Source organism: Sedimentibacter sp. MB31-C6 (assembly GCF_035934735.1).
Classification (GTDB): domain Bacteria; phylum Bacillota; class Clostridia; order Tissierellales; family Sedimentibacteraceae; genus Sedimentibacter.
The window spans coordinates 1,206,732-1,226,895 of sequence record NZ_CP142396.1; the positions used below are offsets into that span (position 1 = coordinate 1,206,732).

The window sequence follows — 20,164 nt, forward strand, 5'->3', positions numbered from 1 at the left end:
CCCTATATTATCAAATTACCTATTTGATAAACTATAAGTCCAACAATATAAGCTGTTAATGTTTGATATGAAACAGTAAGCACTGCATATCTCAATGAGCCTAGCTCTCTTTTCGTTGCTGCAAAAGCTGCAATACATGGCATATATAAAAGAGTAAATATTAGAAATGCAAATGCACTTATTGGTGTAAATATTGTATTCAATATTGTTGATAATTGTACATCTGTAGCAGCTCCAGTTAAAACAGTCAAAGTACTCACAACTGCCTCCTTTGCAGTCAACCCTGTAATAAGTGCAGTAGAAGCCCTCCAGTCATTAAACCCTAACGGTATAAATATTGGAGCAATAACTGAACCAATTGATGCTAATATACTAGTCGTACTATCATCAACCATATTAAATGACCAATCAAAACTTTGCAAGAACCATATAATAATTGTACCTAAAAATATTATAGTAAATGCTCTTTGTATAAAATCCTTAGCTTTGTCCCACATATGCATTAATACACTTTTACTTGAAGGTATACGATATGCAGGAAGCTCCATAACAAACGGTACAGGCTCTCCCTTAAATATTGTATTTTTCAAAAGCAGCCCTGATAATATTGCAACTATAATTCCAATTATATACAGCGAAGTCATAACTATAGCTGCATTGTTAGGGAAAAATGCCATTGTAATCATACCGTAAATTGGAAGTTTTGCACTACAAGACATAAATGGAGTCAATACTATAGTCATTTTACGGTCTCTTTCACTAGATAAAGTACGAGTTGCCATAATCGCTGGTACACTACATCCAAAACCAATAAGCATAGGTACAAAAGAGCGACCTGATAACCCAATCCTACGAAGAAGCTTATCCATAACAAAAGCTACCCTAGCCATATATCCACTGTCTTCTAATAATGAAAGGAATAAAAACAATAATAATATTAGAGGTAAAAACGAAAGTACACTTCCTACTCCTGCAAATATTCCATCAATAACTAAAGAGTATAGCCATGTACTAACACCAACATTAATCATTAAATCTGATACTACTTCTGTAAAGATACCTATTACTTCTTCTAATAAACCTTGTAGCGGAGCTCCTATGACCCCAAAGGTAATCCAAAACATAAAAAACATAATACCAAAAAATATCGGAATTCCTAGATATTTATGAGTTAGTAATCTATCAATTTTTTCAGATCTAATTTGTTCGTGTGTTTCTTGTCTTTTAATTACAGACTTTTTGCAAACTTTTTCTATATAGTTATATCTCATATCTGCCAACGCTGCTTCTCTATCAATATTTAAAGCTTTTTCCATATCATCAACAACATGTTGTAAAATATGAATTTGATTTTCGTTGAGATTTAGTGCATTAATAGTAGGCTCGTCCCCTTCTACTAACTTTGTCGCAGCAAATCTAATAGGATACCCTGCCATGTCAGCTTGATCAGAAATTAAATGAGATATTGAATGTATAGCCTTATGAACTTCTCCAGAACAGAAATCAAGTTTTCTAGGTTTCCTTTTTTCTCTAGCGGTTTTCATTGCTACATCTAAAAGTTCAGATATACCTTCATTTTTTCCAGCCGATATGGGTACAACAGGTATCCCTAAATCCTCAGAAAGTTTTTTAACATCGATTGTATTACCACTTGCCCTCACTTCATCCATCATATTAAGTGCAATAACCATTGGAATTGAAAGTTCCATTAATTGGAGTGATAAATATAAATTTCTTTCAATATTTGTAGCGTCAACTATATTTAAAATTAAATCAGGATTTTCTTTTAATATAAAATCTCTCGTAACAACCTCTTCCATTGTATATGGAGAAAGCGAATATATTCCCGGTAGGTCTATTAAGGAAGTTTCTTTATGCCTTTTAATATGTCCTTCCTTTTTCTCAATGGTAACCCCTGGAAAATTCCCAACATGTTGATTGCTTCCAGTCAATTTATTAAATAACGTAGTTTTTCCGGAATTTTGATTACCAGCTAATGCAAATACTAACTTCATACCTTATAAACCTCTTTCAATTCAATTTTTGAAGCTTCTTCACGTCTTATTGTTAAAACATAACTACGTAAAAAAAGTTCTATTGGATCCCCCATGGGTGCCACTTTTCTTACCTCAACACGTGTATTTGGTGTCAATCCCATATCTAAGAGCCTTCTTCTAAGTATTCCTTGTCCGCCTATTGATGCTATAATACCACCATGTCCAGGCTTTATACTATCTAATGTCATATAGATGTCCTCCTTCAAAAATGTTATCTAATCGATTTTGATAATCATTCTCATTTAGTAATTGTATTGTATGCTATATAATAATAATTGTCAATAGTATTTTTAAATTAATATAATTTTTTAAGTTAAATATATCAAAAATTAATAACGGTTTTTTAAAATAGATATGATTCTATTTTAAAAAACCTAATAAAAATCCTTTAATTATAAATTAATTATAGTGTTTCTTCCAAATTCGAGCCATAAACTTCTAACACTGGCATAACAAACATAAACCCAATTCCAGGCTCTTTAAAATAATCTAACTCTTTTTTTATTTTATCAACTACTTTATCAAGCTTTTCTTTATCTTCAATAATACTGAAAATTGTTTTATTATAAGGTTTTCTGCCATCTATCAGCTTTCTTACACTAGTTAACATTGGAATATTTATATTATGATCTAAAAGTACCTTTCCCATTCCTTGACTGTCAACTGTAGTAGCTCCGATTTCTTCATCATAAAATACTTCATGTATTATATCTAACTTGTAAATATCATTTAAGATTAAAATTAATGCATACAATTATGAAACCTCCCCGTTTGTCATTAACTATGAGTTATTATATCATATACATTTTTACTATTCAATATACTAAATAATTATAACAATACAAATGCACAATTTAAATATCTATACTTTCACCAATATCAAGTATAATTACTTCTGAAGTTTTTACTTTATTTTTATAAACTTTTGGATCAGATTCAATTAAACCGAAGGTATTATAGTGAATAGGAACCACTTTTTTAGCTTTTATAAAATCTGCAGCCTTTACTGCATCATCTACATCCATTGTAAAATTACCACCTATTGGTAAGAATGCCAAATCAATATTTTCATCCTCTAAAAGTTTCATATCTAAGGTTAAGCCTGTATCTCCTGCATGATATATTTTTTTGTTATTAATTTCAATTATAAATCCGCAAGGGTTTCCTCCATAAATCATTTCATCCTTACTTGATATTCCTGATCCATGAAGTGCATTTGACATTTTAACAGTGCCAAAGTCAAATTTTCTACGTCCTCCAATGTGCATAGCATGAGTATTTAGTCCAAGTTTACTTAAATAATCACAAATTTCATGATTAGCTATAACTAAAGCTTTCGTTTTATTTGCAAGTTCAATTGTATCCCCTAAATGATCATCATGACCGTGTGTTACAAAAATATGTGTTATATCATTCAAATCATCAATGCTCACATTGCTTTTAGGATTACCAGTTATAAAGGGATCTATTATTCCCTTGAAATCATTTTCCTTAACTACAACTACAGAATGTCCCAAATATGTAAGTTTCACAATTTAATCTCCCTTCTTCTTATATCGTACTTTATTATATAATAACTTTATATTATAATAAAATCAATAAACATTTTATATCTTTTTACTGCCTTAGGATATTTCAGTTTCTTTCTTTCCTAAGAATGCTTCTTGAATTTTTTCATCCTTAATTAGTATCTTGGCATCACCTGAAGTTGTTACCTTACCTTGCTCTAAAACATATGCCTTATCGGCTATAGATAGCGCCTTGAACGCATTCTGTTCTACTAATAATATAGTTTTTCCCATATCCTTTATTTCGAGTATTATGTCAAAAATAGTATTAATTAATAATGGTGCTAGACCTAAGGAAGGTTCATCTAACAGTATTAAATCTGGATTTGACATTAAACCTCTTCCCATTGCAAGCATTTGCTGTTCCCCTCCTGATAGTGTTCCTGCTATTTGATTTTTCCTTTCTTTTAATATAGGAAATAATTTAAATATTCTTTTCATATCTTTTTCTAATTCTTTTTTATCGTTTCTCAGAATAGCTCCCATTTGTAAATTTTCAATTACTGTTAAATTTGCAAATATAATTCTTCCTTCAGGTACTTGACAGATTCCTGATTTTACTATCTTATGTGCATGTTTGGATAAGATTTTCCCATTGAAGAATATTTCTCCTTCCTTGTATTTAACAATTCCACTTATTGAATTTATTAATGTTGACTTACCTGCTCCATTAGATCCTATTATTGATACAATTTGTCCTTTTTCAACATCTATAGACACTCCCTTAAGAGCATGAATTCCTCCATAATATACGTTTAAATTTTTAACTTTCAGCATAATTATCCTCCTCTTTTCCAAGATAAGCCTCAACTACTTTCTTATTACCTTGAATTTCTTTTGGAGTACCTAATGCTAATGGTGTACCAAAATTAAGAACAAAAATCCTGTCACTTACTCCCATAATTAAATCCATATGATGTTCTATTATCAAAACTGTCAAATTAAATTTATCTCTTATTTCCTTTATTAACTCTACTAGATGCATTGTTTCCTCAGGATTCATGCCAGCCGCTGGCTCATCAAGTAGCAAAAGCTTAGGATCTAATGCTAATGCTCTAGCTATCTCAAGTTTTCTTTGTAGTCCGTATGGCAAATTAGATGCAACAATATCCTTGTATTCCCATAAACCCATAAGTTTTAGTAGTTCAATAGTTTTTTTATGTAAATTATTTTCTTGATTTTTAAATTTACCTAATCTTACTACAGTACTTAATAAACCATAATCTGCAGATTTATGACACGCCGTCAAAACATTATCGTATGTAGAGAGTTTTTTAAAAAGCCTTATATTTTGGAAAGTTCTTGTTATTCCCATATTAGCTATTTCAAAAGGTTTTAATTTTTCCAATTTTTTACCATGAAAAAATATATCTCCTTCAGTTTTTTCATAAATAGCTGTTATTAAATTGAATAAAGTGGTTTTTCCTGCTCCATTAGGTCCTATTAAACCAAAAATTTCACCTTCTTCTATATTAAAACTAACATTACCTACCGCTGTTAATCCACCAAATTTTTTAGTTACATTTTTTAGAGAAAGTACAGTCATGATTTTACCTCCTCCTTATGTTTTTTTATTCCCTTAATTAATCTTATAATCCATTTGAAACTAAATTCTTTGCCACCCATAAGTCCTTGGGGCCTTGTAGCCATTATCAAAATTACTGCAGCTCCATATACAACGAGTCTCCATTCGTAAACACTTCTTAAGAGTTCAGGAAGGAATGTTAAAATTATTGCACCTATAACACTTCCAGATATGCTTCCTAACCCTCCAAATATTACAATAATAGTCAACTCTGTAGACTTTATTAATTTAAACATTAGAGGTTGAATATATCCAAGATAATGAGCCATTAATCCACCTGCTATACCAGCATATAAAGCGCTTATTGCAAGTGAAATTATTTTATATTTAAATGTATTTATACCTATAACCTGTGCTGCTAACTCTTCTTCCCTTACAGCCACCATATTTCTTCCATGTCTTGATTTGATTATAAATACCATTACAATAATGGCTATAATGTTTATAACAACTACATTTATTAAAGTAGTAGTGTTATCTGTTGGTATATTTGGAAGCCCTCTCGCTCCTCCAAAAAATTGTACATTATCTAGTATTAATCTTATAGCCTCACCAAAACCAAGAGTTGCTATACAAAAATAGTCACCCTTTAAATTTAATGTAAGTTTTCCTATCAAAAGACTTACAGTCATTGCTGCTAATCCGCCAACCATAAGAGCAAGGTAAAAATTCATTCCCAACTTCATTGTCATTATAGCAGCTGTATATGCCCCAATAGCCATAAAACCTGCATGTCCAAAAGAAAACATACCCGTAAATCCAGTTAGAAGAGATAATCCTAATACAGTTAATAAATTTATTCCTGCTAAAATAAGTATTCCTGATATATAAACCCAACTCATATAACTTAACCCCCTATGCCTTGTCCTCTGTAGATTTACCCATCAATCCAGTAGGCTTGACAATAAGAACAAATATTAAAAGTACAAATGCAATCAAATCTCTATATTGTGATGACAAATACCCTGAAGTCATGGTTTCAATTAATCCAAGTAATATTGAACCTATTACAGCTCCTGGCAAACTTCCTAACCCACCAAAAACCGCTGCTATAAAGGATTTATTAGTAATATTACCTATTTGAGGATAAACTGTGTATTTCATTCCAAAAAGCATCCCTGCGACTCCTGCTAAAATACCACCAAGTGCGAATATTATAAATATTACTTTATCTACATTTACTCCCATAAGGGTACTACCCTTAATGCTATAAGATGTTGCCCTTATTTCTAATCCTATTTTAGTTTTTTCTATTATATACATAAGTCCTAATAAGCTTGCTGCTGATATAATAAACATTAGTAAATCAATTCTTCCAAGAGCAATACTTCCAAACATTATAGGTGTTGTTGAAAATATAGAAGGATATGTTCTAAACGTTGGTCCAATAGTAGCTATTACAATATTTTCTAGAAATATAGATGCCCCCATAGCTGAAATTATAAAATAAAGAAATGGTGCATTTCTTTTTCTTAAGGGACTATATACTATTCTCTCCATGACTAAAGCCAACGTTCCTGCTCCTAAAGCAGATATTATAAACGCAATAAAAAAAGGTACTTCTAACAATGTCAAACAAAAGTATCCCATATAAGATCCAATCATTATAACACCGCCATGGGCAAAATTGGAAAAGTTCATTATACTGTATACTAGAGAATATCCAACTGCCATTAAAGCATAAACGCTCCCTATGGATAGACCGTTTATAACTTGTTGTAAAAAATAACCCATTCTAGAGCCTCCTTATAATTGTTAAAAAGCAAGGCGGGTCGAACCCGCCTTCATAACTTATTTTAGTTCAACTCCGAATTTTTCTTGGAATATATAGTCTGCATCTTCTATTTTAACTATGGCGGCCTCTTTGCCAATAGGATTATGGTCATCAGGGCTTATTGTTATACTTCCAGTAACACCCTCTACAGTGACATTTGTCAAAGATTCCGTTATTTTTTCAGGTTCTGCACTATTTGCTTCTAATATAGCTGCTTCTAATAGTTTAAAAGCGTCATGAGCCATATATCCATTTAATTCCATTGGGAGACCATACTTATCTTCATACTTTTCTTGCAATGGTTTTACATCTGGATCATTAAAGTCCAAATGATTAACCACATAACTACCTTCTATTGCATCTGCAGCCATCGACATTAACTGTTCAGATGGCCATCCATCTCCTCCCATTAATGTTGCAGTAATACCTAACTCCCTTGCTTGATTTGCACTTAATGCAACTTCTTTGTAATAATATGGCATTAAAATAACGTCAGGATTTGCATCTTTAATTTTACTTAATTGAGGTCTAAAGTCAACATCACCTTCTTTAAATGCTTCTTTAGCTACAATAGCACCTCCCTTTTCAATAAAAGTTTTTTCAAAAAATTCAGTAAATCCCTGAGAGTAATCACTTGCAACATCATATAATATAGCAGCATTTTCTAGTCCTAATTTGTCAGATGCATATCCTGCTGCTACTGCGCCTTGATAAGGGTCAATAAAGCAAACTCTGAAGTTATATGGTTTTACTGAGCCATCATCGTTTACAGTAACTTTTGGATTTGTTGCTACAGTAGCTATATCAGGAATTTTGTACTGTTCTAATACAGCAGAAATAGCTAATGCTTGACCACTTGCATTAGGTCCTACTATTGCAACTACATTATCTTGAGAAATAAGTCTTTTTACAGCATTTACTGCTTCTGCTGCATCACCCTTTGTATCATAGGTAATAGCTTCAACTTGCTTGCCTAACCATCCACCATTTGCATTTACCTCTTCAACTAACATTTTAACCGTATTACTTTCGCAGGTTCCCCATACTGCTTGATCTCCTGTCAATGAACCAATCCAACCAATTTTAATAGTGTCGCCTGTTGAACTAGAAGTTCCACTAGTACTGCTACAAGCTGATAAGATAATTGTTAAAATCAAAATTAGGCTTACAATAGATAAAAATTTTTTTCTCATATACAACCTCCCCTTTTAAATACAATTTTGTATTTTTATTAATTTTTACATTAATCGACAAATTTATATTTATAAATAATTTTACAAATGTTAACGTTTATTTATGATATATTATAAACATTAATTTAATTAAATGCAATATAAATTATTTATTTTTAAAATATAAGTTATTATTATTAATTATTTATGTCGAATATTATTATTAAGAACTATAATTTTAATTAAAATTTTCATAAGAAAATCATGAAAATAATTAATATTTAAATTTAGGCATGTTTTTTGCTATTCGTATTTTTTATGAATTATTTAAGTTGATTTTATGAATTAATTTGATATAATAATACTTGTATTGTTCTATAAATTTAATGTAAACAATATAATTTAAGGCTAATATATTTAGTTTTGGAGGAATGCAGAATGAAAAATTACTTAGTAGGGCTAGACATAGGGTCTACTACAGTAAAAATAGCTGTAATAGATAATAAAGGTAAAACTATTCATAAACAATATAAAAGGCATTATTCAGATATTAAGAATACAGTTACTGAAATTATTAATAATTCATACTTATGTTTAAAGGATAGTATGATAAATATAAGTGTTACCGGCTCCGGAGCTATTGATGTATCAAAATATTTAAACATTCCCTTTGTACAAGAGGTTGTGGCATCTACTAAAGCTATTGAAAAATATATACCTAATACTGATGTAGCAATTGAACTTGGTGGAGAAGATGCTAAAATTACATATCTATCAGGGAACTTAGAACAACGTATGAATGGTACTTGTGCAGGAGGTACTGGTGCTTTTATTGATCAAATGGCAGTCTTAATGAAACTAGATGCTAATGGTTTAAATGAATTATCCAAAAATCATAAAACCATATATCCAATAGCTTCGCGTTGTGGAGTATTCGCAAAATCGGATGTACAGCCTTTGCTTAACGAAGGAGCAAGACAAGAGGATATCGCTGCTTCAATTTTTCAAGCAGTTGTAAATCAAACAATAAGTGGGCTAGCTCAAGGAAGGCCCATTAAAGGTAATGTAACTTTTTTAGGAGGACCGTTGTACTTTTTATCTGAATTGAGAAAAAGATTTAAAGTAACATTAGAATTGTCAGATGAAAATGCCATATGTCCAGAAGATGCGAACTATTACGTTGCTATGGGAGCTGCACTCCTATCAAAAGATAATGAAACCGTTAATTTTAATGAATTTTATACAAAAATTAAAAATACGATGGAACATTCTAACATCGAAGGAAGAAAAAAAGATTTAGATCCATTGTTTATTAATAAAAAAGAATATAATGAATTTATACAACGTCATGAAAAACATAAGGCTAAGCAAAAAAATATCGATGATTATTGCGGTCTAGCCTTTCTTGGTATTGATGCTGGTTCAACTACAACTAAACTTGTACTGATAACTGATAAGGGCGAGATTTTATACTCTTATTATGGAAGTAACGAGGGTAATCCCTTAAAATCTGCAATTAGAGCAGTAAAAGATTTATATAGAAAAAAACATAGTGGTATAAAAATTGCTTATACTGCTGTAACAGGATATGGAGAGCAATTAATCAAAGCAGCCTTAAATATTGATATTGGTGAAATTGAAACTATTGCACACTATAAAGCTGCTAATTTCTTTCTTAATGGTGTTAACTTTATCATTGATATAGGCGGGCAAGACATGAAGAGTATGCTTATTAAAGATGGAGTCATAGATTCTATAATGCTTAACGAAGCATGTTCCTCAGGTTGCGGGTCATTTATTGAAACTTTTGCAAAGTCTCTCGAAATGACTGTTGAAGAATTTGCGGAAACTGCTATATTCTCTGACAATCCTGTTGATTTAGGAACAAGATGTACCGTATTTATGAACTCAAAAGTTAAACAAGCTCAGAGAGAAGGTGCAACTTTAAGTGATATTTCCGCTGGCATTTCATTTTCAGTAATTAAGAATGCCTTATATAAAGTAATTAGATTAAAATCTCTCGACACGTTAGGAGAAAAAATTGTTGTTCAAGGGGGTACTTTCTATAATAATGCTGTTTTAAGAGCTTTCGAACAAATAACAGGCAGGGAAGTAGTTAGACCTGATATTGCAGGAATTATGGGAGCTTTTGGTGCAGCAATAATTGCTATGGAGAAATATGAAAATTCTTTTCATACAACTTTTGTAGAGGAAAACTATATAGATAATTTTACCTTTGATACGACTATGGAACGTTGTGGAATATGTACTAACAACTGTCTTTTAACAATCAATAAATTTTCTGACGGAAGATACTTTGTTTCTGGCAATAGATGTGAACGGGGTGCTGAAAAATATATTCATGAAGGAAAAAAGGAAAAACTTCCTAATCTTTATAAATATAAGTATAAACGTGTTTTTGATTATAAGCCATTATCAATTAAAGAAGCTTCTAGAGGATTAATTGGTATTCCAAGAGTTTTAAATATATACGAGGATTATCCATTTTGGTTTACATTTTTCACAGAACTTAAGTATAGAGTAGTTCTATCAGGTATATCAAGTAAAAAATTATACGAGTTGGGAATGGGTACTATACCTTCTGAATCTGTATGTTATCCTGGAAAGATTGCCCATGGCCATGTAAGAGATCTTATTAATAAAAAAATTACAAAAATTTTTTATCCATGTATATCATATAATATTAAAGAAGATGAAAATGCAGGTAACCATTTTAATTGTCCTGTTGTAGTATCTTATCCAGAATCAATTGAAGCTAATATTAATCTTAAAGATATAAAATATTATAAACCTTTCTTAAACTTAAATAATAAAGAACTATTGATAAATAAATTATATAGGGAACTGTCCGATGAAGAATTAAGTTTAGATGAAATAAAGACTGCCGCTGAAAAAGCATACAATGAACTATATCAATATAAGGAAGATGTAAAAAAGGAAGGTTCAAAAGCAATTGAATATATCAAGAATAATAATAAAAAGGGTATTGTATTAGCAGGAAGACCATATCACGTAGACCCAGAAATAAATCATGGTATACCTGAAATGATAGAAGGTTATGGTCTTGTTGTACTTTCTGAAGATTCCTTGGAAAATGAATATCCTATTGAAAGACCTCTCAGAGTTATAGATCAATGGGCATATCATACGAGACTTTACGCAGCTGCTACATATGTTTCAAATACAGATTACTTGGAACTAATACAACTAAATTCTTTTGGGTGTGGACTTGACGCAGTAACAACAGATCAAGTAGATGAAATACTACAAAAAAATAGTAAAATTTATACTGTTATTAAAATTGATGAAATAACAAATTTAGGTGCAATAAGAATCCGTATACGTTCTCTTATTGCTTCGATAGATGAAAGAAACAAAAAGGGAATTGTTCATAAGCGTATAGAAACAAATTCCTCTAGAGTTTTATTTACAAAAGAAATGAGAAAAAAGCATGTAATACTTGTTCCTCAAATGTCACCTATCCATTTCCAATTTTTCGAAACAGCTGGAAAAGGATCTGGATATAATCTAGAAATACTTCCTGCCGTTGATAAAAAGGCTGTTGACGTTGGACTTAAGGTCGTAAATAATGATGCCTGTTATCCATCCATAATTGTTGTAGGTCAGTTAATTAATGCTCTAGAATCGGGTAAATATGATTTAGACAGTACAACACTTATGATTTCACAAACTGGCGGAGGTTGCCGTGCTACAAATTATATTGGTTTTATAAGAAAGGCATTAAAAGATTCAGGCTACGATAATATCCCTGTTATTTCTTTAAATGTAGTAGGATTAGAAAAACAACCTGGATTTAAGCTCACTATGCCTCTCATAAATAGATTAATTATGTCTGTAGTCATCGGTGACACCTTAATGCGAGCAATATATAGAACAAGACCTTATGAAAAAATCAAAGGTTCTGTAAATGCTTTATATAATAAATGGGTAGAAAAATCACATAATGTAATAGAATCAGGAAGTTTAATAAAACACAAAGAATTAATTCAAAATATAGTAAAAGATTTTGATATTATTGAATTAATTGATAATATTAATAAGCCAAAAGTAGGCATAGTAGGCGAAATATTAGTTAAATTTCACCCTAATGCTAATAATGATGTGTTTTCTTTACTAGAAGAAGAAGGTGCAGAAGTTGTTGTACCAGATTTATTAGATTTCTTCTTATACAGTGCATATAATGGAGTTATTAAGTATGATGAATTATTATTTGGAACTAAAAAGACTAAGGCAATAAATAACGTAGTAGTAAAGGCTATTGAATTATACAAAAAGCCAAGTATTGATGCTTTTAGAAAATCTATAAGATTTTCAACACCAACAAGTATCAAAGAACTTGCCCACAAAGCAAAGAAATTTTTATCCCTAGCTAATCAATCTGGCGAAGGCTGGTTTTTAACTGGAGAAATGATTGAACTTTTAGACAGTGGTGTGAATAATATATTGTGTTTACAACCTTTTGCTTGCTTACCTAATCACATAACAGGAAAGGGTATGATTAAGAAATTAAAGGATGCATATCCAGAGTCGAACATCGTACCGATTGACTATGATGCAGGAGCTAGCGAAGTAAATCAAATAAACAGAATTAAATTAATGCTAACCAATGCCTTTAGAAATATGGATTTAGGAAATGATAATACGCCAATAGGCCTTCGTGACCTCGATGAAGAATCTTCATTTTCAGAAATTAATACTGGTAATTTTATGCAAGAACAAAATGTATAAAAAAAGGTATTTAGACATGTAGGGTATGCATTGTATGCATACCGCGGGACGCATACAACAATGCGTCCCCTACAATGAGAAAAGTAAAATCAACTTTCTATTATTGTACCAGTTTTTCCTTCTAATGCTTCCATTGATTTATATAAAGAAGTAATTATTGCTTTCCTACCAAGTTTAGATTTTGCAAACTTAACACATGCTGTAACTTTTGGCAACATGCTTCCAGGAGCAAAATGACCTTCTTCTATATACTTTTCCGCTTCACCAACTGTTATATGAGATAAATCCTTTTGATTTGGACTATTGAAATTTAAGGATACCTTCTCTACTTCAGTCAATATCAATAATATATCTGCATCTATATCTTCAGATAATTTCTCTGCAGCTAAATCCTTATCAATAACTGCTGCTATACCTTCAACAGAACCATTTTCATTTTTTATTACTGGTATTCCACCACCTCCACAGGCTATTGTAATTGTTGTATCCCAAAGACTTTTTACAGTACCTACTTCTAAAATCTCTTTTGGTATCGGTGATGGTACTACTCTTCTCCATCCTCTTCCTGCATCTTCTTTTACAATATACCCTTTTTCATCAGCTAATTTTTTAGCTTCTTCTTCGGAATAAAATGGACCTATCGGCTTCGTTGGATTACTAAATGCTGTATCCTGTTTATCAACTACGACTTGTGTTACTAAAGTAACAACAGGTAATACTTTATTTCTTTTTGCTAAAGCATATTTCAAACCTTGTTGAATATGATACCCTATATAGCCTTGGCTCATTGCTCCACATACATCAAAGGGCATTGGAGGAGTAATATCTTTAGCTGTTTCTGAAGCTAACAATATCCTTCCTACTTGAGGTCCATTTCCATGAACAATTACAATTTCATAACCTGCACAGCTAATATCTGCTAAATATTCACAAGTTTTATTTACTACTTCTAATTGTGCTTCTGCAGTAGATGGCATACTTTTATCTTCTAATGCATTTCCACCCAATGCAATTACTACTTTAGTTATTTTACTCATTATGGTAATACTCCTTTAATTAATAATAGGAAATGTAATTTTAAGTGTTCGCGTAATTTTAGGGACATGCCTTTTTCATGCTACTTCACCATTAAAAAGGCTCTGTCCCCAAAATTCTCACCCATGAATTTTAAAAATTTTATATTGTAGCAACAATTACTGCTTTTATTGTATGCATTCTGTTTTCAGCTTCATCAAACACAACAGAATGTCTACTTCTAAATACATCATCAGTTACTTCTCTTATATCAAATCCCAATTCTTTTTGTTCTTTAGCCATTTTTGTTTCAAAGTCATGGAATGCTGGCAAGCAATGCATGAATATTACATCATCATTACCTGTTGCCTTTAACAAATCCATTGTTACTTTATATGGTGTTAACATTTTTACCTTTTCTGGTATTTGTGCCTCTTCACCCATAGATGCCCATACATCAGTATAAATAACATCTGCATTTTTTACTGCTTCTACACTATCTGATATTTCTATTGAAGCTCCTGTATATTCTGCAACTTCCTTTGCTCTTCTTACTACATCTTTATCTACCTGATCTATAAGTTCCTTTGGACCAAATGCAACAAAATCCATTCCCATTTTAGCACATCCATACATCCATGCATATGACATGTTATTTCTAATATCACCTGCAAAAACAACTTTAACTTTGTTTAATGGTTTAGCTACATGTTCTTCTATTGTCAGTAAATCTGCTAATATTTGAGTAGGATGATCAACATCAGTTAATCCATTCCATACTGGCACTCCAGCATATTTAGCTAAATCTTCTACTACCTGTTGTTTATATCCTCTGTATTCAATACCATCATAAAATCTACCAAGTACTTTAGCTGTGTCTTCTAAGGATTCTTTCTTGCCCATTTGTGAACTTCCTGAATCCAAAAAAGTAACATGTGCTCCTTCTTCTAATGCTGCTACCTCAAAAGCACATCTTGTCCTTGTAGAAGTTTTCTCAAACAATAACACTATATTTTTACCCTTTAACATATGATTATAAATACCTGCTCTTTTTTTAGCTTTTAAGTCATGAGCTAAATCCAACATGTATCTGATTTCCTCTGGTGTAAAATCCATTAATGTTAAAAAACTTCTTCCTTTTAAATTAACTGACATTTCATTCCTCCTATAATTAATGATTATTTATTATATTTTTTGTATATTTAATATGTTAACAGAAGTATAAAATAAAAACAAGTTATTTTTTTATACTATCTCTTATCAAAGGCATACTCATACACCTTGGGCCACCTCTACCTCTTGACAACTCGGCACTTGGCATTATATGAGTTTTAATACCTTCTTCCTGTAAAATTTTATTTGTAACATGATTCCTTGAATACACAATAACCTCACCTGGTGCTATACATAAAGTATTTGAACCATCATTCCATTGTTCCCGTGATGCATCAATTATACTATTGCCACCACATTTAATTAATTTAATTTTATCAATGTTGAGATGTTTCTTTAATATATCCTCTAAAGAGCCTTTATCTTCTTTTATTTCTAATTTTCCATCATTACCTTTTGTTAATGCATATACAGCCATTTCATCCTTTATATTAGGATGAATTGTAAACTTATCGAAATCTACCATTGTAAATACTGTATCGAGATGCATAAAAGCTCTTATTTTAGGTATATCAATAGCTAATACCTTTTTAAAAGTATCTTCATTTAAAATCTTTTTAGCAAACTTTTCAATTGCATTTGGATGAGTTCTTTGAGAGATTCCTACTGCTATAGTTTCTTCATTTAATACTAAAATATCTCCGCCTTCAAGGTTGAAATCTTCTATTCTATCATACCAAAGTTTTGTATCTTTATAGTCTGGATGATAATTAAAAATATATTTTGCAAATAATGTTTCCCTGTTCCTTGTTACTGTAAACATTTTGTGTATAGAAATACCATTTCCTATTGTAGCAAAAGGATCTCTTGTAAAGTATAAGTTTGGCATAGGGTCAATAATAAAAGGATATTGATTATTTAAATAACTTGCTAAATTTGGACCCCTATAATCCTTAACTTCAGATTTCCTGATTCCTTCCATCATTTTTAATACCATTTTTTGATTGTCTTTAAAGGAAAGAAAATAATCCCTAATAACATTTGTTTCTCTATTACTTTTAACACCGGCTTCTTCAATATATTCATCAATGAACTGAGACTTAACATCATGGTTGACTAGTGATTGAACAACTAAGTCTTCTAGATATACTACCTCTACTCCATTATCTTTAAAAATATTAGCAAAAGCATCATGTTCCTGTTGAGCAACTTCTAAATGCGGAATATCATCAAAAAGTAGCCTTTCTAAATATTCTGGCATTAAATTTTCAAGCTCGTTTCCGGGCCTGTGCAATAAAACTTTTTTTAGTTTTCCAATTTCTGAGTAAACGTTAATTGCTGAATTATTCAAATTATTCACCACCATATTATATTATAACTACATATATCGTTTTCATATACATCTATATTTTATAGAACTAAATTAACTTTGTCAAGAATAATTTTATATTTATGAATTTCATTTATAATTATGCATTTTTACTGAGCGCTCACCTTAATGGCAAGGACGTTCCGTCCTTTACAATCCTCGTTTTTATTATAAAGGAAAATTTTCCTTTCCTATATAATAAAAAAATACAGTTGGCATTCCAACTGTATTGATATTTACCTGGCGACGTCCTACTTTCCCAGGCAGTTACCCACCAAGTATCATCAGCGCTGAAGAGCTTAACTTCCGTGTTCGAGATGGGAACGGGTGTGTCCTCTTCGCTATTGTCACCAGATTCATTTATAGGTTTTGAACCGACTTTTTAATAAGCCATGCCCTAACAACAAGCGCAGTCTCATTCAGCAATTTCTCTGCTCCTTACGTCGCATAAATTGGGAATTCGTTGCGGTTGACCTACCAACCATTTTTACAGAAAAACCATCTGAAAAATGGGGTTAGGGCATACAAAACTACATAGGAAAACATGATTCGACATTATTTATATTAAGGTCAAGACCTCGACCTATTAGTATTACTCAGCTTAATACATTGCTGCACTTTCACCTGTAACCTATCTACCTGTTAGTCTATCAGGGGTCTTACTTACTTGCGTAATGAGAAATCTTATCTTAGGGTCTGTTTCGCGCTTAGATGCCTTCAGCGCTTATCTTTTCCAGACTTAGCTACTCAGCCATGCTCCTGGCGGAACAACTGATACACCAGCGGTCTGTCCATTCCGGTCCTCTCGTACTAGGAACAGCTCCCTTCAAATTTCTTACGCCCACGACGGATAGGGACCGAACTGTCTCACGACGTTCTGAACCCAGCTCGCGTGCCTCTTTAATGGGCGAACAGCCCAACCCTTGGGACCTGCTTCAGCCCCAGGATGAGACGAGCCGACATCGAGGTGCCAAACCTCCCCGTCGATGTGGACTCTTGGGGGAGATAAGCCTGTTATCCCCAGGGTAGCTTTTATCCGTTAAGCGATGGCCTTTCCACTCGGTGCCACCGGATCACTAAGTCCAACTTTCGTTCCTGCTCGATATGTCTATCTCGCAGTCAAGCTCCCTTCTGCCTTTACACTCTTCGCACGATTTCCGACCGTGCTGAGGGAACCTTTGAGCGCCTCCGTTACTCTTTCGGAGGCGACCGCCCCAGTCAAACTGCCCAACTGACAGTGTCCATATACCGGCTCACGGTATCATGTTAGAAATTCAGTAACAATAGAGTGGTATCCCAACGTTGACTCCACGAACACTGGCGTGCTCGTTTCCTAGTCTCCCACCTATCCTGTACAATTGCTACCGAATTCCAATGTCAGCCTGCAGTAAAGCTCCATGGGGTCTTTCCGTCCTGTCGCGGGTAACTCGCATCTTCACGAGTACTACAATTTCACCGGATCTATTGTTGAGACAGTGCCCAAATCGTTACACCTTTCGTGCGGGTCGGAACTTACCCGACAAGGAATTTCGCTACCTTAGGACCGTTATAGTTACGGCCGCCGTTTACTGGGGCTTAAGTTCAAAGCTTCTCCGAAGATAACTTCTCCCCTTAACCTTCCAGCACCGGGCAGGTGTCAGCCCCTATACTTCATCTTTCGATTTAGCAGAGACCTGTGTTTTTGGTAAACAGTCGCTTGGGCCTGGTTTCTGTGGCCCTTCTGTGCTCTGTTTGTTCAAACTTCACACTGAAGGGCACCCCTTCTCCCGAAGTTACGGGGTCATTTTGCCTAGTTCCTTAACAATAGTTCTTCCGCTCATCTTTGGATTCTCTCCTTGCCTACCTGTGTCGGTTTACGGTACGGGCACCCTTATACTCGATAGAGGCTTTTCTTGACAGTGTGGACTCAGCTACTTCACTACTTATTTTCGCTCCCATTCGTATCTCAGAATTGATACTGCGGATTTGCCTACAATATCTTCCTACTTACTTAGACGCACTTTTCCATCTGTGCGCTAGCTTATCCTTCTGTGTCACCCCATTTCTCAAACGCATTTGGGTGGTACTGGAATTTCAACCAGTTGTCCATCGCCTACGCCTTTTGGCCTCGGCTTAGGTCCCGACTTACCCTGAGTGGACGAGCCTTCCTCAGGAATCCTTAGGCTTTCGATGGGTGAGATTCTCACTCACCTTTCGCTACTCATGCCAACATTCTCTCTTCTATACAGTCCATATCCTCTTTCGATGGAACTTCAACCCGTATAGAATGCTCCTCTACCGATGTCATAAATCTCTCCATGTTCTCAATATCAAGTTTATTTTATCCCCGGTGTATGTTTTTCGAAATCTCTCGATTTTAATTTTATCTCCGGTAGTTTTTATTCGAAATCTCTCTTTTCCTTTTTATTAATATTTTTAAAGGTTAGATTTCGAACTTAATTGTCCTGATTCTTTGTTTCATTGAACTCATGAAGAGATTTACGACATCCCACAACTTCGGTAATAGATTTTAGCCCCGGACATTTTCGGCGCAACACCACTTGACCAGTGAGCTATTACGCACTCTTTTAATGAATGGCTGCTTCTAAGCCAACATCCTGGTTGTCTGTGTAGTATTACATCCTTTTCCACTTAATCTATATTTTGGGACCTTAGTTGGTGATCTGGGCTCTTTCCCTTTCGACTACGAAACTTATCTCACGTAGTCTGACTCCCAAGCTTGTATCTATGGTATTCGGAGTTTGATAGGTTTTGGTAACGTATAACGCCCCTAGACCATTCAGTGCTCTACCCCCACGATACTATTTCTTGAGGCTAGCCCTAAAGCTATTTCGAGGAGAACCAGCTATCTCCGGGTTCGATTGGAATTTCACCGCTATCCACATGTCATCCCGTAGCTTTTAAACGCTAATGGGTTCGGTCCTCCACCAGATTTTACTCTAGCTTCAACCTGCACATGGATAGGTCACCCGGTTTCGGGTCTACAACATACAACTCTCGCCCTTTTCAGACTCGGTTTCCCTTCGGCTCCTAACCTCTCAGTTATTAACCTTGCTGCACATTGTAACTCGTTGGCCCGTTCTACAAAAAGTACGCGGTCACACTTTTGTGCTTCCACTGCTTATAGGCATAAGGTTTCAGGTTCTTTTTCACTCCCCTCCCGGGGTTCTTTTCACCTTTCCCTCACGGTACTATTCTCTATCGGTCACTAGGTAGTATTTAGCCTTGGGAGGTGGTCCTCCCTGCTTCCCACAGGATTTCTCGTGTCCCGTGGTACTCTGGATCATATCCTTGCTTCTAACAGTTTCGCTTACAAGCCTATCACTTTCTTTGGGTTAGCTTTCCAGCTATTTTCAGCTACCGTTATCCGTCTCTTTGATATGTCCGCAACCCCATACATTACTGTATGGTTTGGGCTCTTCCGCGTTCGCTCGCCGCTACTTACGGAATCATTATTTATTTTCTCTTCCTAAGGGTACTTAGATGTTTCAGTTCCCCTCGTTCCCCTCATACAGCTATGTATTCACTGTATGATACATAAGGTTTACCTTATGTGAGTTTCCTCATTCGGATATCTGCGTATCGTTGACTGCTTACGTCTCCTCGCAGCATTTCGTAGTTTGCCACGTCCTTCTTCGGCTCCTAGTGCCAAGGCATCCGCCTTACGCCCTTTATATCTTGACCAGATTAGTCATATATTATTTCTTCATAATATATTATATATTATATGGTACGCATACAA

At 33.6% G+C, this 20,164-nt stretch carries 13 protein-coding genes and 2 rRNA genes; 1 reads left to right on the forward strand and 14 read right to left on the reverse strand.

What is annotated here, in order from left to right:
• Window positions 1-2: 2 nt before the first annotated feature.
• The 9 genes from feoB to U8307_RS05835 all read right to left on the reverse strand — a co-directional run bounded on the left by feoB (window position 3) and on the right by U8307_RS05835 (window position 8,177).
• Window positions 3-2,015, reverse strand: coding sequence for a ferrous iron transport protein B (gene feoB / locus U8307_RS05795; RefSeq protein WP_326911010.1), 2,013 nt, complete (start codon window positions 2,013-2,015; stop codon window positions 3-5).
• Window positions 2,012-2,245 carry a FeoA family protein gene (locus U8307_RS05800; protein WP_326911011.1) on the reverse strand — a complete coding sequence of 78 codons (234 nt, stop codon included), beginning with the start codon at window positions 2,243-2,245 and terminating at the stop codon, window positions 2,012-2,014. Before U8307_RS05800 ends, feoB begins: the two co-directional genes overlap by 4 nt.
• 215 nt (window positions 2,246-2,460) lie before the next feature.
• Window positions 2,461-2,811 (reverse strand): hypothetical protein, encoded by a 351-nt coding sequence (locus U8307_RS05805; RefSeq protein ID WP_326911013.1) that lies wholly within the window; start codon window positions 2,809-2,811, stop codon window positions 2,461-2,463.
• Between the two features lie 100 nt (window positions 2,812-2,911).
• Window positions 2,912-3,589 (reverse strand): metal-dependent hydrolase, encoded by a 678-nt coding sequence (locus U8307_RS05810; RefSeq protein WP_326911015.1) that lies wholly within the window; start codon window positions 3,587-3,589, stop codon window positions 2,912-2,914.
• A gap of 93 nt (window positions 3,590-3,682) precedes the next feature.
• On the reverse strand, window positions 3,683-4,402 hold the full coding sequence (locus U8307_RS05815) for an ABC transporter ATP-binding protein (RefSeq protein ID WP_326911017.1): 720 nt from the start codon (window positions 4,400-4,402) through the stop codon (window positions 3,683-3,685).
• On the reverse strand, window positions 4,389-5,171 hold the full coding sequence (locus tag U8307_RS05820; protein ID WP_326911018.1) for an ABC transporter ATP-binding protein: 783 nt from the start codon (window positions 5,169-5,171) through the stop codon (window positions 4,389-4,391). Before U8307_RS05820 ends, U8307_RS05815 begins: the two co-directional genes overlap by 14 nt.
• Window positions 5,168-6,052, reverse strand: a complete 885-nt coding sequence (locus U8307_RS05825; protein WP_326911020.1) for a branched-chain amino acid ABC transporter permease — start codon at window positions 6,050-6,052, stop codon at window positions 5,168-5,170. The genes U8307_RS05820 and U8307_RS05825 overlap by 4 nt, the downstream gene beginning before the upstream one ends.
• A gap of 13 nt (window positions 6,053-6,065) precedes the next feature.
• The gene (locus tag U8307_RS05830; RefSeq protein WP_326911022.1) at window positions 6,066-6,944 is read right to left on the reverse strand and encodes a branched-chain amino acid ABC transporter permease; all 879 of its coding nucleotides are present in this window, start codon (window positions 6,942-6,944) and stop codon (window positions 6,066-6,068) included.
• A 57-nt stretch (window positions 6,945-7,001) separates the two neighbouring features.
• Complete coding sequence (locus U8307_RS05835; protein ID WP_326911024.1) at window positions 7,002-8,177, reverse strand: ABC transporter substrate-binding protein; 1,176 nt, start codon at window positions 8,175-8,177, stop codon at window positions 7,002-7,004.
• A gap of 417 nt (window positions 8,178-8,594) precedes the next feature.
• On the opposite strand from U8307_RS05835, the gene U8307_RS05840 reads away from it, so the two are divergent.
• Complete coding sequence (locus tag U8307_RS05840; protein WP_326911026.1) at window positions 8,595-12,926, forward strand: acyl-CoA dehydratase activase-related protein; 4,332 nt, start codon at window positions 8,595-8,597, stop codon at window positions 12,924-12,926.
• An 89-nt stretch (window positions 12,927-13,015) separates the two neighbouring features.
• On the opposite strand, the gene arcC is transcribed toward U8307_RS05840, so the two are convergent.
• The 5 genes from arcC to U8307_RS05865 form a co-directional block, all read right to left on the reverse strand.
• The gene (gene arcC / locus U8307_RS05845; protein WP_326911027.1) at window positions 13,016-13,963 is read right to left on the reverse strand and encodes a carbamate kinase; all 948 of its coding nucleotides are present in this window, start codon (window positions 13,961-13,963) and stop codon (window positions 13,016-13,018) included.
• Between the two features lie 139 nt (window positions 13,964-14,102).
• Window positions 14,103-15,095, reverse strand: coding sequence for an ornithine carbamoyltransferase (argF, locus tag U8307_RS05850; RefSeq protein ID WP_326911029.1), 993 nt, complete (start codon window positions 15,093-15,095; stop codon window positions 14,103-14,105).
• Window positions 15,096-15,177: 82 nt separating this feature from the next.
• A complete protein-coding gene (gene arcA / locus U8307_RS05855) occupies window positions 15,178-16,419 on the reverse strand; it encodes an arginine deiminase (protein WP_442985533.1) in 1,242 nt (413 codons plus the stop codon).
• 241 nt (window positions 16,420-16,660) lie between these two features.
• Window positions 16,661-16,777, reverse strand: a 5S ribosomal RNA gene (rrf, locus tag U8307_RS05860).
• Window positions 16,778-16,988: 211 nt separating this feature from the next.
• A 23S ribosomal RNA gene (locus U8307_RS05865) occupies window positions 16,989-20,106 on the reverse strand.
• Window positions 20,107-20,164 lie beyond the last annotated feature (58 nt).

What these genes read in the sequence shown, in the direction of transcription:
- argF (WP_326911029.1), bottom strand. Translation starts at nt 15,095, where the DNA reads ATGTCAGTTAATTTAAAAGGAAGAAGTTTTTTAACATTAATGGATTTT.
- arcC (WP_326911027.1), bottom strand. Translation starts at nt 13,963, where the DNA reads ATGAGTAAAATAACTAAAGTAGTAATTGCATTGGGTGGAAATGCATTA.
- arcA (WP_442985533.1), bottom strand. Translation starts at nt 16,419, where the DNA reads ATGGTGGTGAATAATTTGAATAATTCAGCAATTAACGTTTACTCAGAA.
- U8307_RS05800 (WP_326911011.1), bottom strand. Translation starts at nt 2,245, where the DNA reads ATGACATTAGATAGTATAAAGCCTGGACATGGTGGTATTATAGCATCA.
- U8307_RS05815 (WP_326911017.1), bottom strand. Translation starts at nt 4,402, where the DNA reads ATGCTGAAAGTTAAAAATTTAAACGTATATTATGGAGGAATTCATGCT.
- U8307_RS05820 (WP_326911018.1), bottom strand. Translation starts at nt 5,171, where the DNA reads ATGACTGTACTTTCTCTAAAAAATGTAACTAAAAAATTTGGTGGATTA.
- feoB (WP_326911010.1), bottom strand. Translation starts at nt 2,015, where the DNA reads ATGAAGTTAGTATTTGCATTAGCTGGTAATCAAAATTCCGGAAAAACT.
- U8307_RS05825 (WP_326911020.1), bottom strand. Translation starts at nt 6,052, where the DNA reads ATGAGTTGGGTTTATATATCAGGAATACTTATTTTAGCAGGAATAAAT.
- U8307_RS05835 (WP_326911024.1), bottom strand. Translation starts at nt 8,177, where the DNA reads ATGAGAAAAAAATTTTTATCTATTGTAAGCCTAATTTTGATTTTAACA.
- U8307_RS05830 (WP_326911022.1), bottom strand. Translation starts at nt 6,944, where the DNA reads ATGGGTTATTTTTTACAACAAGTTATAAACGGTCTATCCATAGGGAGC.
- U8307_RS05840 (WP_326911026.1), top strand. Translation starts at nt 8,595, where the DNA reads ATGAAAAATTACTTAGTAGGGCTAGACATAGGGTCTACTACAGTAAAA.